Raw genomic sequence first — 13170 nt, 5'->3', positions numbered from 1 at the left:
AATGGGGCCGGACAGCCGTGCGACCGTACCGGCTGCGGTGGAGCAACCAGAAAAAGAGGACGTGCCGATCGTGGCTCAGAGCACCGAGACCACCGACTGGGTCTCCCGTTTCGCGGATGAGGTCATCGAGGAGTCGGAGCGTCGGGCCCCGGGCAAACCCGTTGTCGTCGCGTCCGGGCTGTCGCCGTCCGGCCCGATCCACCTCGGCAACCTCCGCGAGGTCATGACCCCGCACCTGGTCGCCGATGAGGTGCGCCGTCGCGGGCACCAGGTCCGGCATCTGATCTCCTGGGACGACTACGACCGCTACCGCAAGGTCCCGGCCGGAGTCGAAGGCGTCGACGCGTCCTGGGCCGAGCACATCGGCAAGCCGCTCACCTCCGTGCCCGCCCCCCACGGCTCCGCCCACCCCAACTGGGCCGAGCACTTCAAGGCGGCGATGGTCGACGCGCTCGCCGAGATGGGCGTCGAGTTCGACGGGATCAGCCAGACCGCGCAGTACACCTCCGGGGTCTACCGCGCGCAGATCCTGCACGCCATGAAGCACCGCGGCGACATCGACGCGATCCTCGACCAGTACCGCACCAAGAAGGCCCCGCCCAAGAAGCAGCAGTCCCAGAAGCCGGTCGACGAGGCCGAGCTGGAGGCCGCGGAGGGTTCCGGCGCCGCCGGTGAGGACGACGGCAGCTCCGGCACCGCCGGGTACTTCCCGTACAAGCCCTACTGCGGCGGTTGCGGCAAGGACCTCACCACCGTCACCGCCTACGACGACGACACCACCGAGCTGACCTACACCTGCACCGCCTGCGGCTTCTCCGAGACCGTCGCGCTCAACGAGTTCAACCGCGGCAAGCTCGTCTGGAAGGTCGACTGGCCGATGCGGTGGGCGTACGAGGGCGTCGTCTTCGAGCCGAGCGGCGTCGACCACTCCTCGCCCGGGTCCAGCTTCCAGGTCGGCGGGCAGATCGTCGGGATCTTCGGCGGCGAGCAGCCCATCGGGCCGATGTACGCCTTCGTCGGCATCAGCGGCATGGCCAAGATGTCGTCGTCCAAGGGCGGCGTGCCCACGCCCGCCGACGCGCTGAAGATCATGGAGCCGCAGCTGCTGCGCTGGCTCTACGCCCGCCGCCGGCCCAACCAGTCCTTCAAGATCGCCTTCGACCAGGAGATCCAGCGGCTCTACGACGAGTGGGACAAGCTCGACGCCAAGGTCGCGGACGGTTCCGCCCTGCCGGCCGATGTCGCCGCGCACTCCCGCGCGGTGCGCACGGCCGCCGGTGAGCTGCCCCGCACGCCCCGCCCGATGCCGTACCGGACCCTCGCGTCCGTCGCCGACATCACCGCGGGCGCCGAGGACCAGACCCTGCGCATCCTCAGCGAACTCGACCCCACCGACCCGCTCGCCGGCCTCGACGAGGTGCGGCCCCGGCTCGACAAGGCCGAGGCCTGGATCAACACCCAGGTGCCCGCCGACCAGCGGACCATCGTGCGCGAGGAGGCCGACGCCGAGCTGCTGAAGTCGCTCGACGAGGCGTCCCAGCAGTCGCTGCGGCTGCTGCTCGACGGGCTCGCCGAGCACTGGTCGCTGGACGGGCTGACGCACCTCGTCTACGGCGTGCCCAAGGTGCAGGCCGGGTTCTCGGCGGACGCCACGCCCAAGGAGCTGCCGCCGGAGATCAAGACCGCCCAGCGGTCGTTCTTCGCCCTGCTGTACCACCTGCTCGTCGGGCGGGACACGGGGCCGCGACTGCCCACGCTGCTGATGGCGGTGGGGCAGGAGCGGGTGCGGGCCCTGCTCGGGGGGTAAGGCCGCGCCGCGCACACGCACACGAGGGAGGGGCGCCCGGTGATCATCACCGGGCGCCCCTCCCTCGTGTGCGCGCGTCCGCGTGCGCCGGTTACGCGATGTGTTCGTCGGTCAGTTCCGCGTTGAGGCGGTTGGAGAAGCGGTTCACCATGCGCTTGGCCTCGGCCTCTTCGAGCGTGACGCCGTACGTCGCCTCGATGTCGGACATGAGGGCGCGCGGGGTGGGGGCGCCGTTGCCGCCCTTGGTGTTCTCGCGGAAGACCTGGTAGTAGTCCTCCTCCGTCGGCTCCGGGGCGCCGCCGCCCTCGCCCAGTTCGCGGGTCCGGTTCGGGCCGGACGGGACGGGGAAGCTGCCGGTCTCCTCCGAGGAGGGGCCGGGGGACGGGAGGTCGGGTCCCTGGAAGTCGGGGGTCTGGAGTCCGGGGCCCTGGAGTTCCGGTGCCTCGAACTGCTGCTGCTGGAAGCGGGGGTCCCGGGGGTCGGGCTGGAAGCGGCGGTACTGCTCGTACTGCTCGTACTGCTGCGGGTCCTGCTCCTGTTCCTGCTCCTGTTCCTGCTCCTCGTACCACTCCTCGTACTGTTCCTCCGGCTCGTACGACGGGTCGTAGCCGCCCTGGTAGGGGACCTCCATGGGGTGGCGGGCGTGGAGCCAGGGGCTTTCGTCGACCGGGGGTGCTTGGTCGGCGTAGCTCTGTTCCTGCTGCCCGGTGTTTTCCGGCCGCTGCTGGGTGGGGGTGCTCTCCAGTTGGGGGCGCTGCTCGCTGGGAGGTGCCGCTGCGCCCACCCGTGCCGCCCCAGCGGCACGATTGCCCGCAGCTAGGTCGACCTCGACCTGCCGTGCCGGTGGCAGGACCGCTGGCTCTATGCCTGCCGCGGCCAGGCCCGCCGGGGCCGTTTCCGCCAGGGGGACGCCGTAGCGGGCCAGGCGCAGCGGCATCAGGGATTCGACCGGGGCCTTGCGGCGCCAGGCGCGGCCGTAGCGGGAGCGCAGGCGGGCCTGGTAGACGAGACGTTCCTGCTCCAGCTTGATGACCTGGTCGTAGGAGCGGAGCTCCCACAGCTTCATGCGGCGCCAGAGCAGGAAGGTGGGGCCCGGCGAGAGCAGCCAGCGGGTGAGGCGGACGCCCTCCATGTGCTTGTCGGCGGTGATGTCGGCGATCCGGCCGACCGCGTGCCGGGCCGCCTCGACCGCGACGACGAACAGGATCGGGATCACCGAGTGCATACCGACGCCCAGCGGGTCCGGCCAGGCCGCCGCACCGTTGAACGCGATCGTCGCCGCCGTCAGCAGCCACGCCGTCTGGCGCAGCAGCGGGAAGGGGATGCGGATCCAGGTCAGCAGGAGGTCCAGGGCGAGCAGGACACAGATGCCCGCGTCGATACCGATCGGGAAGACGTAGGAGAAGTTCCCGAAGCCCTTCTGGACCGCCAGTTCCCGGACCGCCGCGTACGAACCAGCGAAGCCGATCCCGGCGATGATGACGGCGCCGAACACGACCACGCCGATGAGAACGCGGTGCATTCGAGTCAGCTGCATTGGCGCGGCCACCCGTACTCCCCTCCCCTTGCGTGTTGTTGCGCGCAACAGAGTGGCACATGTGTACGGCAAACGGGTTGCCGGATGGCAACGAGCCCGGCCCCCGTGGGGGCCGGGCTCCGGCGAACTGCCAGGTGAACGGCGGCTACGACTTGCTCTTCCGGCTGCCGGAGGTGGACGAACCCGAGTCCGAATCGGAATCCGAGCCACCGCCCGCGTCCGAACTGATGTCCGCTCCGGAACCGCCCGACGACGACGCCTTCGTCCCGCCGTCCGACGGTGTCTTGGAAGCGCTCTTCGAAGGCGACGACGACGGCGACGCGTCCGAACCGTCGTTCGCGTCCTCGACCGCCTCCACGACGTCCTCGGCGGCGGACTTCGCGGACTTCAGCAGCGCGGCCGCGTCCGGTGTCTTCTCGCCGGCCAGACCGGCGCCGTTGTAGTCGAGCGTGATGACCACGTTCTCCGTGCGCACCACGATCGTCTGCTGCTTGAAGGTGTCGCCGTCCTTCTTCAGGTCGTACTTGACCACCGTCGCCTGGTCGCCCAGGCCCGTCGCCGGTTCCGTCTTGACGTTCTTCGCCCCGTCCACGGCCTTCGCCGCGGCCACCTTCGACTCCATCGCCTTGGCCGCGCGGTCCTCGCCCGGACCGTTCGCCGCGTCCGAGGCCAGCAGGTGCAGGGAGACGCTCAGCCAGCGGTACTGGGAGCCGTCCACGCCGTTGTTGTCGAGGCTGGTCCAGCGGCAGTCGCCGCTCACGTTCGCCTCGGCCTTGTTGATCGCCTTGCCGGACTTCACGCCCTGCGGCACCACCGACTTCAGCGTCTTGGCGGGGAACACCTCGCACGCGTCCGGCAGCACCGCGTACTTCGCCGCAACGACCTCCGGCGGGGCGCTCTCCTCTACCGACTGGCGCGCGCCCGCCGGTGTCTCGTCACCGGAGGCGCTGTCGGAGCCGGAGTCCGACGAGCAGCCGACCGCCAGCAGCATCACCGGCACGACCGCCGCGCCCGCGAGGACCCGGGCCCGGCCCGGACGCCCACGCCGTCCGACTCGCGTCACCGGCACCGAAGGCGCGACGCGCGGCGACTGATGCTGATCTGACTCTGCGGCTCGTTGCATGGTTCCTTCACAATCGGACACATTCGGACACCTGTGGATTGGTTCTCCGAGAGGCCACCGTACGCGGTGAAGAAGAAGTGCGGTTCTGGTTCGGGTGGTTCACGTGTGGGCCCGAACCACCCCCGAACGCCGCTCAGTCGTCGAACGCCGCCGCCAGCCGTTCCGCCAGATTCCGGGCCCTGTCCTGCAATTCCTCGCTGTCCGGCACCGCCGTCGTGGTCGCCGGCTGCTCCTCGTACTCCACCGTCACGATCACGTTCGACGTGCGGAACACCACAGTCACCGTGCGCTGCCCACTCGTGCCGAGCGCGTCGTCGAGGAAGGCCTCGTCGCCGAGACCGTCCAGCGTGCGCGGCTGGAGGGAGGCGGGGGTCCCGGAGGCGGAGGGAGTGGCGGATCCGGCGGTTCCCGACGAACCCGACGAACCGGATGAACTGGCGGCGTTCGACGTGTTCGAGGAGCCGGAGGAAGGAGACGTCGAGCCGGACGCGGAGGCCGAGGGGTTCGCCGACGCCTCCTCGGTGCCGTCCCCCGTCGTCCCCGTCCCCGCCGGCTCGTCCGTCTCCTCGTCGGCCCCGTCGTCGTCTCCGGCCGGGACGGTCGGGGTCGGCTCGGGCAGGTCGGCCGCCTCGACCTTCCCGCCGTACACATCCTGCGCCTTGCTGTCGTCGCTGACCGCGTTCTGGTACGACCCGATCCGCTCGAAGTCGACGAAGAGATAGTGGGTGGCGTCGGCGGACTCCACCTTCCAGCGGCAGCCGGCCTTGCGGTCCGTGTCGTACGTCTGGGTCGCGTCGCCCTCGTACGCCTGCTCGCGCTGGGCGGCGCCGGGAAGTTGCCCGATGCCGGGCAGGAGGGTGTCGAGGGTGTCCTGGCCGACCGAGCCGCAGGGTTCCGGGAGCGTGTCGTAACGGCCGGGCTGGGCGACGGTGGCCGAGGTGGTGGCCTCGCCCGGGCGGGGGTCGTCGGGGGAGGCGTCGTCGCTCGACCCCGTGCACGCGGCCAGCACTGCCGCGAGGAGCACGGCGACGCCGGGTACGTACGCCTTCCGCTGCACGGTGGGGCTCCTCTCGACGGGGTCCCTCGGGACGCCTGCGCAGTTCTGCCTGTGGTTATTCACTTGCCGCCCGGGGGTGACCCCCGGGCACCATGTGTATCGCACGCACTGCTGTGAACGCCGGTCCGGCATCCCATTCGTAGACCTTGGCGACGGTTTTGCGTTCTGTGAACTTGAATGGTTTTCCGGGGGAATGAGGGCGAAATGTCGTATGTCGAGATACCGGGTGCGAAGGTGCCCATCCGTATGTGGACCGACCCCGCGTCGGTGGAGGAGGGAGCGCTCCAGCAGCTGCGCAACGTCGCCACGCTCCCCTGGATCGAGGGCCTCGCCGTCATGCCGGACGTGCACTACGGCAAGGGCGCGACGGTCGGGTCCGTCATCGCCATGCGGGGGGCCGTGTGTCCGGCGGCGGTGGGGGTCGACATCGGCTGCGGGATGTCGGCGGTGAAGACGTCGCTGACGGCGAACGACCTGCCCGGCGAACTGTCCCGACTGCGGTCGAAGATCGAGCAGGCGATCCCGGTGGGCCGGGGGATGCACGACGACCCCGTCGATCCGGGCGACCTGCACGGCTTCGCCATCGGGGGGTGGGACGGGTTCTGGGGGCGGTTCGGCGGGGTGGCGGAAGCGGTCAAGTTCCGTCATGACCGTGCGGAAAAGCAGATGGGAACGTTGGGCGGGGGCAACCACTTTGTCGAAGTCTGCACGGATTCGACAGGTTCCGTCTGGCTGATGCTGCACTCCGGCTCCCGGAACATCGGCAAGGAGCTGGCGGAGCATCACATCGGCATCGCCCAGAAGCTTCCGCACAACCAGGGTCTGGTCGACCGCGACCTCGCCGTCTTCGTCGCGGACACCCCGCAGATGGCGGCGTACCGCAACGACCTGTTCTGGGCGCAGGAGTACGCGAGGTACAACCGCTCCATCATGATGGCGCTCCTCAAGGACGTCGTCCGCAAGGAGTTCAAGAAGGCGAGGCCGACCTTCGAGCCCGAGATCAGCGCCCACCACAACTACGTGGCCGAGGAGCGCTACGACGGCATGGACCTCCTGGTGACCCGTAAGGGCGCGATCCGCGCGGGCTCCGGCGAGTACGGGATCATCCCGGGCTCGATGGGCACCGGTTCGTACATCGTGAAGGGCCTCGGCAACGAGAAGGCGTTCAACTCTGCCTCGCACGGCGCCGGTCGGCGGATGAGCCGGATGGCGGCGAAGCGGCGCTTCTCGACGAAGGACCTGGAGGAGCAGACGCGGGGCGTGGAGTGCCGCAAGGACTCCGGTGTCGTCGACGAGATCCCGGGCGCCTACAAGCCGATCGAGCAGGTCATCGACCAGCAGCGGGATCTGGTGCGGGTGGTGGCGAAGCTGAAGCAGGTCGTCTGCGTGAAGGGCTGACGCCGACCCGGAGCGCGTCGGAGGAGCGCGGGCGCGGGGGCGCGGCCGTGGTCCGGATCCGCTGAGTGCCTTTGTCGCGCGGGGTGGCGCACGCGCCGTGCGACGCTGGCCGCATGGTCATCGTTCGGTCTGTCGTGCTGTTCGTGCTTGCCGCGTTGTTCGAGATCGGCGGGGCCTGGCTGGTGTGGCAAGGGGTGCGGGAGCACCGGGGGTGGGTGTGGGTCGGGGCCGGGGTCGTGGCGCTGGGGGCGTACGGGTTCGTAGCGACGTTCCAGCCGGACGCGCACTTCGGGCGGATCCTCGCCGCGTACGGGGGGATCTTCGTCGCCGGGTCGATCGCCTGGGGGATGGTCGCGGACGGCTACCGGCCCGACCGCTGGGACGTGACGGGCGCGCTGATCTGCCTCGCGGGCATGGCCGTGATCATGTACGCGCCGCGCGGGGGGTGACGGCGGCTGCCGCCCGGGACGGCTGCCGCCCGGGACGGCTGCCGCCCGGGACGGCTGTCGCCTACGACGGCTGTGCCAATTCCTCCGGTAGCAGGCCGAGTTGGTTCATGAATTCCAGCTGGTCGAAGTAGAGCCGGTAGCTGGTGATCCGGCCGTCCCGGACGGTGGCGAAGTCCACGCCGTGGATCCTGATGTTCCTGTGGGTGGCGGGGATGGACGTACCGTCGGGGAACGCCAGCGGGCCGGTGTTGGTGCCGCTGTAGATGCCCTCGTCGATGGCGGTGTCGCCGACCTCGAAGGAGGAGAGCGACTCGAACCTCGCCTCGGGCACGGCGTCGGTCATCTGCCGCCAGTACTCGGCGATGGCGTCCCGGCCGTGGAGTTCTCCACCGTCGGGTGTGTGGGCGACCGCGTCCTCCGCGAAGAGGTTCCCGATGGTCTTGGGGTCCTGGTGTGTGGTGAGCGCCTCGGTGAGCTGGTCCATCAGCTCGCGCGCCTGTCCCATGATCCACCTCCTGTACCGGGGATCACCTCTCTCATTGTCCCACCGTCCGCCTATCCTGGCCGGGCAGAGACCGACGTTCGATTCGCACCGCCCAGGAGCAGCTCATGGCCACCGCCGTACCGTCCGCCGCCTCCCGCATCGCCGTCGTCACCGGGGCGAGCAGCGGGATCGGCGCCGCCACGGCCCGGCAGCTCGCGGCGGCCGGCTACCGGGTCGTGCTCACCGCGCGGCGCAAGGACCGCATCGAGGCGCTGGCCGAGGAGATCGACCGGGGCGGCGGGCAGGCCACCGCGTACGCCCTGGACGTCACGGACCGCGCGGCGGTGGACGAGTTCGCGACCGCGTTCAAAACGATCGGCGTGCTGGTCAACAACGCGGGTGGCGCGCTCGGCGCCGACCCGGTGGCCACCGGCGATCCGGCCGACTGGCGCACGATGTACGAGACGAACGTCATCGGCACGCTCCATGTCACCCAGGCCCTGCTGCCCGCGCTCACCGCGAGCGGTGACGGCACGGTGGTCGTGGTGTCGTCGACGGCCGGGCACGGGACGTACGAGGGCGGCGCGGGCTATGTCGCCGCCAAGCACGGCGCGCACGTCCTCGCGGAGACGCTGCGGCTGGAGATCGTGGGGACTCCGGTGCGGGTGATCGAGGTCGCGCCCGGCATGGTCAAGACGGACGAGTTCGCGCTGACCCGCTTCGGCGGCGACGAGGCGAAGGCGGCGCGCGTCTACGAGGGCGTCGCCGAGCCCCTGACCGCCGACGACGTCGCCGACACGATCACCTGGGCGGTCACCCGGCCCAGCCATGTCAACGTCGACCTGCTCGTCCTGCGCCCGCGCGCGCAGGCCTCCAACACCAAGGTCCACCGGGAGCTGTGATGGCGATCGAAGGTGCCCCGACTCCCGACGGCGACCTGACGCCCGAGAAGCGCCGGCTCGCAGAGGAGAAGAAGAACGAGCGGTACGTGTGGTGGTACCTCGCGTACTTCCTCTTCGGCATCCACATCGTCGCCTTCGTGATGATCTACGCGGTCCTGCACGCCAAGTAGCGACAGGACCGCCACCGACAGCGCAGGAATAGAGGAGAGAGGGCCCACGTTCACGGGTATAGTTGAATCGTAAACAACCTGGAGGGTGGCAGCGATGATGCAGTTCGGGATCTTCAGCGTCGGTGATGTGACGCCGGACCCCACCACGGGCCGGACGCCGACCGAGCGCGAGCGCATCAAGGCGATGGTCGAGATCGCGCTGAAGGCGGAGGAGGTCGGCCTCGACGTCTTCGCCACCGGTGAGCACCACAACCCGCCGTTCGTGCCGTCCTCGCCGACCACGATGCTCGGCTACGTCGCCGCGCGCACCGAGAAGCTGATCCTCTCCACCTCCACCACCCTCATCACCACCAACGACCCGGTGAAGATCGCCGAGGACTTCGCGATGCTCCAGCACCTGGCCGACGGGCGCGTGGACCTGATGATGGGGCGCGGCAACACCGGCCCGGTCTACCCGTGGTTCGGGCAGGACATCCGGCAGGGCATCAACCTCGCCGTCGAGAACTACGCGCTGCTGCGCCGGCTGTGGCGCGAGGACGTCGTCACCTGGGAGGGCAAGTTCCGCACGCCGCTCCAGGGCTTCACCTCCACACCCCGCCCGCTGGACGACGTACCGCCGTTCGTCTGGCACGGCTCCATCCGCTCGCCCGAGATCGCCGAGCAGGCCGCGTACTACGGCGACGGCTTCTTCCACAACAACATCTTCTGGCCGGCCGACCACACCAAGCGGATGGTCGAGCTGTACCGGCAGCGGTACGCCCACTACGGGCACGGCACGCCCGAGCAGGCGATCGTCGGTCTCGGCGGGCACATCTTCATGCGGAAGAACTCGCAGGACGCGGTACGGGAGTTCCGGCCGTACTTCGACGTCGCGCCGGTCTACGGCAACGGACCCTCCCTGGAGGACTTCGCCGACCAGACGCCGCTCACCGTCGGCTCGCCGCAGCAGGTGATCGAGAAGACGCTGGCGTTCCGCGAGTACGCCGGTGACTACCAGCGGCAGCTGTTCCTGATCGACCACGCGGGGCTGCCCCTGAAGACCGTCCTGGAGCAGCTCGACATGCTCGGCGAGGAGGTCGTGCCGGTGCTGCGGGAGGAGTTCGCGAAGGGGCGGCCGGCGGACGTGCCGGACGCGCCGACCCACGGGTCGCTGCTGGCCGCGGCGGGGAAGCGGGACGCCGACCAGCGGGACGCGGAGAACAAGGACGCGGAGAAGAAGGAGAGTGTGTCGTGAAGCTCGTCGTCGTCTCGGCGGGGCTGAGTGTGCCCTCGTCCACGCGGCTGTTGGGCGACCGGCTCGCCGCCGCCGTGGTCGGGCAGGACGCGTCCGTCGAGGTCCAGGTCGTCGAACTGCGGGACCTCGCGGTCGAGATCGCCCACAACTTCACCAACGGGTTCCCCGGCCGGAAGCTCGCCGCCGCGTCGGACGCGGTGGCGGGGGCCGACGGGCTCGTGGTCGTCACGCCGGTGTTCTCCGCCTCCTACAGCGGGCTGTTCAAGTCCTTCTTCGACGTGCTGGACCGGGACGCGCTGGCCGGGAAGCCGGTGCTGATCGCCGCGACCGGAGGGTCGGCCCGGCATTCGCTGGTGCTGGAGCACGCGTTGCGGCCGCTGTTCGCGTACCTGCGGGCCGTCGTGGTGCCCACGGGGGTGTACGCCGCGTCCGAGGACTGGGGTGCGCAGGGGTTGGCCGGGCGGATCGAGCGGGCGGCGTCCGAGTTGGCCGGGTTGATGGCCGGGCTGTCCCGGCGGGGGGCTCCGCCGGTCGAGCGCGTGACCGGGGCCGGGACCGAGGCCGACCCCGCGACCGGCTCCGCGACCGAGGGGTTCGTTGTCGTGCCCTTCGCGGAGCAGCTGGCGGCGTTGAAGGGCTGAGGATCGCCGTTGGGGTGCGGTCGGAGTCAGGCCGCGCGTTGGCTGTGGTTGCTCGCGCCCGCGCGGCGGAGCCGCATATGTGACAGCCCCGCGCCCCTGAACGGCGCGGGTGTGGCCCTCTTCCATGTACGCACCCTCCGCCGCAGCCAGCCCTTCGCCCTCGTCGACTCCCGTTCCCAGGTGCGCTGGAGCCTTGTTTCGCGCAGTTCTGCGAACAGGTACTCGTACTTGGTGGCGATGGGGGCCGGGTCGTAGCGGTGGGCGCTCGCCAGGGCCGCTCGGCCCATGGCGCGGCGGAGGGACGGGTCCGCGGTGAGGTCGAGGATGGCTTCGGCCAGGGCGTGCGGGTCGTCGACCGGGACGAGGCGGCCGTCGACGCCGTCGGTGATGATCTCGGCGGGGCCCAGCGGGCAGTCGGTGCTGACGACCGGGACCCCGCAGCGCATCGCCTCGACGAGGGTCATGCCGAAGGACTCCGCGTCGGAGGCGCTGACCACGATGGAGGCCCGCGCGAACTCCTCCTCGATGGGGGTGTGCGGGCCCATCAGATGGGCCCGGTCGGTGAGACGGAGCTCCTGGACGAGGCCCTCCAGCCGCTCCTGCTGCTTGCCACCGCCGTAGATGCGCAGCTGCCAGTCCGGTTCCTTCGCGGCGACCCTCGCGAACGCCTCCAGCAGCAGGTCGAAGCGTTTGCCGCGGGCGAGGCGGCCGGCGGCCGCGATGACGGGGGCCGTGACGTCCGACGGGGCGACCTGGGCCTCCGGGACGATGTTGGGCACCGACATCACCCGTACGCCGGGCAGTTTCATCCGGGCGCGGTAGACCGCCGCGTCCGCCCGCGTGGTCGCGACGACCGCGTCCAGGGTGCGGTAGTGCCGGGCGAGGACCTTGCGGAGCTGCTTGGAGTGGGCGTCGTGGCGCAGGTGTTCCTGGGCGATGCGCAGGGCGCGGCGGGGCGCGAAGCGGGAGACGTAGACGTTGATGCCGGGACGGGTGCCGATGACGACGTCCGCGTCGCAGCAGGCCAGATACTCGCGGACCCGGAGGTCGGTGAGGCGGCTGTACTGGCGGTGCCGCTTGTCCTCGGTCGGGAAGTCCGTCGCGGGCTGCGCCTGGGCCGGATCGCGCAGGTCGGGGCTGTAGGGGCGGATGTCCACCAGGGGGACGAGCGTGACCCGCGGATCGACCTCGAAGCGGGGCTCCTCCAGGTGGCGGGCCATCGAGGCGATCTCCACGTCGTGGTGGTCCGCGAGCGCCGACGCCAGGTTCAGCGTCGTACGGACGGTGCCGCCGATGGCGTACGCGTTGTGCAGCAGGAACACGATCTTCATGCGGCGGCTCAAGGCCCTACCTTCCCGACGGCGTGAGCGGTGCGGTGATGCAGTTGTGCGGAGGTGGTGTCATTGTCCGATGTTGTGGTTGATGGTGCCGGTTTGGTCGATCGGGACCCTTTGTACTTCATCTGCTCGCTCTGCCCGGGTTCCCGTGCGGCGGGGTGTCACACGGACAGGCTGCGTCTGAGGAGTAAGCCGGACGCGCGGTCGGGGTGAGAGGCCGGTAAGAAGGGCGGTCCGGTGCTCTGGACGAGGTGGTGGGCGCCCGTGACCTTGGCAGACTGGTGGGGTGCCCCAGAACGTGCTGCTCGCCGAGGACGACCGCGCCATCCGCCATGCCCTGGAACGCGCGCTGACCCTGGAGGGGTACGAGGTCACGGCGGTCGCCGACGGCGTCGAGGCGCTCGCCCAGGCGCACCGCAACCGGCCCGACGTGCTCGTGCTCGATGTGATGATGCCCGGCATAGACGGCCTCCAGGTCTGCCGGGTGCTGCGCGCGGAGGGTGACAGGACGCCGATCCTGATGCTCACCGCGCTCGTGGAGACCGCCGACCGGATCGCCGGCCTCGACGCCGGAGCGGACGACTACGTCGTCAAACCGTTCGACGTCGAAGAGGTGTTCGCGCGGTTGAGGGCGCTGCTGCGGCGGACGGGCGGTTCGGACGGGTTCGCGGCTCCGGCCCCGTCGTCGGCGGCCGCAGCCCAGACCCATGCTGCGGCCCCGGACTCCGGCGGGCTCCTCACGGCCGCCGGCCTGCGCATGGACGTCCAGGCGCGGCGGGCGTGGCGCGGGGCGCGGGAACTGGAGCTGACCCGGACCGAGTTCGACCTGCTCGAACTGCTGGTCCGCAACGCCGGCATCGTCCTCGACCACGCGACCATCTACGACCGGATCTGGGGCTACGACTTCGGTCCCGGCTCGAAGAACCTCGCCGTCTACGTCGGTTATCTGCGCCGCAAGCTCGACGAGCCCGGGGCACCGGCGCTGATCCACACCGTGCGCGGTGTGGGGTATGCGCTGCGGGAAGACTGAG

13 protein-coding genes are annotated in these 13170 nt (G+C 70.4%); 8 read left to right on the top strand and 5 right to left on the bottom strand.

Annotated elements, in window-relative coordinates; translation table 11 throughout:
• Positions 1 to 61: 61 nt before the first annotated feature.
• Positions 62 to 1807, top strand: a complete 1746-nt coding sequence (gene lysS, locus P8T65_RS18825) for a lysine--tRNA ligase (RefSeq protein ID WP_316726455.1) — start codon at positions 62 to 64, stop codon at positions 1805 to 1807.
• Between the two features lie 91 nt (positions 1808 to 1898).
• Here lysS and P8T65_RS18820 read toward each other — a convergent pair whose 3' ends face one another.
• From P8T65_RS18820 to P8T65_RS18810, 3 genes are all read right to left on the bottom strand, one after another.
• Positions 1899 to 3356 (bottom strand): DUF2637 domain-containing protein, encoded by a 1458-nt coding sequence (locus tag P8T65_RS18820; RefSeq protein WP_316726454.1) that lies wholly within the window; start codon positions 3354 to 3356, stop codon positions 1899 to 1901.
• Positions 3357 to 3489: 133 nt separating this feature from the next.
• Positions 3490 to 4407, bottom strand: coding sequence for a hypothetical protein (locus P8T65_RS18815; RefSeq protein ID WP_316726453.1), 918 nt, complete (start codon positions 4405 to 4407; stop codon positions 3490 to 3492).
• A gap of 193 nt (positions 4408 to 4600) precedes the next feature.
• Positions 4601 to 5524, bottom strand: a complete 924-nt coding sequence (locus tag P8T65_RS18810; RefSeq protein ID WP_316726452.1) for a DUF3558 domain-containing protein — start codon at positions 5522 to 5524, stop codon at positions 4601 to 4603.
• A 204-nt stretch (positions 5525 to 5728) separates the two neighbouring features.
• Between P8T65_RS18810 and P8T65_RS18805 the strand changes: the two genes are divergently transcribed.
• The gene (locus tag P8T65_RS18805; protein ID WP_316726451.1) at positions 5729 to 6922 is read left to right on the top strand and encodes an RtcB family protein; all 1194 of its coding nucleotides are present in this window, start codon (positions 5729 to 5731) and stop codon (positions 6920 to 6922) included.
• A 113-nt stretch (positions 6923 to 7035) separates the two neighbouring features.
• Entirely contained in the window at positions 7036 to 7371 is a 336-nt protein-coding gene (locus P8T65_RS18800) for a YnfA family protein (RefSeq protein WP_217182120.1), read from the top strand.
• Positions 7372 to 7432: 61 nt separating this feature from the next.
• On the opposite strand, the gene P8T65_RS18795 is transcribed toward P8T65_RS18800, so the two are convergent.
• The gene (locus P8T65_RS18795) at positions 7433 to 7876 is read right to left on the bottom strand and encodes a nuclear transport factor 2 family protein (RefSeq protein WP_316726450.1); all 444 of its coding nucleotides are present in this window, start codon (positions 7874 to 7876) and stop codon (positions 7433 to 7435) included.
• A gap of 104 nt (positions 7877 to 7980) precedes the next feature.
• Here P8T65_RS18795 and P8T65_RS18790 point away from each other — a divergent pair, with 104 nt between their 5' ends.
• From P8T65_RS18790 to P8T65_RS18775, 4 genes are all read left to right on the top strand, one after another.
• Positions 7981 to 8757, top strand: a complete 777-nt coding sequence (locus P8T65_RS18790; RefSeq protein WP_316726449.1) for an SDR family NAD(P)-dependent oxidoreductase — start codon at positions 7981 to 7983, stop codon at positions 8755 to 8757.
• Entirely contained in the window at positions 8757 to 8927 is a 171-nt protein-coding gene (locus P8T65_RS18785; RefSeq protein WP_316726448.1) for a hypothetical protein, read from the top strand. Before P8T65_RS18790 ends, P8T65_RS18785 begins: the two co-directional genes overlap by 1 nt.
• 97 nt (positions 8928 to 9024) lie before the next feature.
• A complete protein-coding gene (locus P8T65_RS18780) occupies positions 9025 to 10161 on the top strand; it encodes an LLM class flavin-dependent oxidoreductase (RefSeq protein WP_230220242.1) in 1137 nt (378 codons plus the stop codon).
• On the top strand, positions 10158 to 10802 hold the full coding sequence (locus P8T65_RS18775; RefSeq protein ID WP_316726447.1) for an FMN reductase: 645 nt from the start codon (positions 10158 to 10160) through the stop codon (positions 10800 to 10802). The genes P8T65_RS18780 and P8T65_RS18775 overlap by 4 nt, the downstream gene beginning before the upstream one ends.
• 26 nt (positions 10803 to 10828) lie before the next feature.
• Here the strand turns inward: P8T65_RS18775 and P8T65_RS18770 are convergent, their stop codons facing one another.
• Positions 10829 to 12133: a glycosyltransferase family 4 protein gene (locus P8T65_RS18770; RefSeq protein ID WP_316731632.1), complete on the bottom strand. Its 1305-nt coding sequence runs from the start codon at positions 12131 to 12133 to the stop codon at positions 10829 to 10831.
• A gap of 292 nt (positions 12134 to 12425) precedes the next feature.
• Between P8T65_RS18770 and P8T65_RS18765 the strand changes: the two genes are divergently transcribed.
• Entirely contained in the window at positions 12426 to 13169 is a 744-nt protein-coding gene (locus P8T65_RS18765; RefSeq protein WP_184904929.1) for a response regulator transcription factor, read from the top strand.
• Position 13170: the final 1 nt, after the last annotated feature.

It is taken from the genome of Streptomyces sp. 11x1 (genome assembly GCF_032598905.1).
GTDB lineage: Bacteria > Actinomycetota > Actinomycetes > Streptomycetales > Streptomycetaceae > Streptomyces.
Note: the sequence above shows the minus strand (reverse complement) of the source record. Positions and strands in the feature narration are given on the sequence as shown.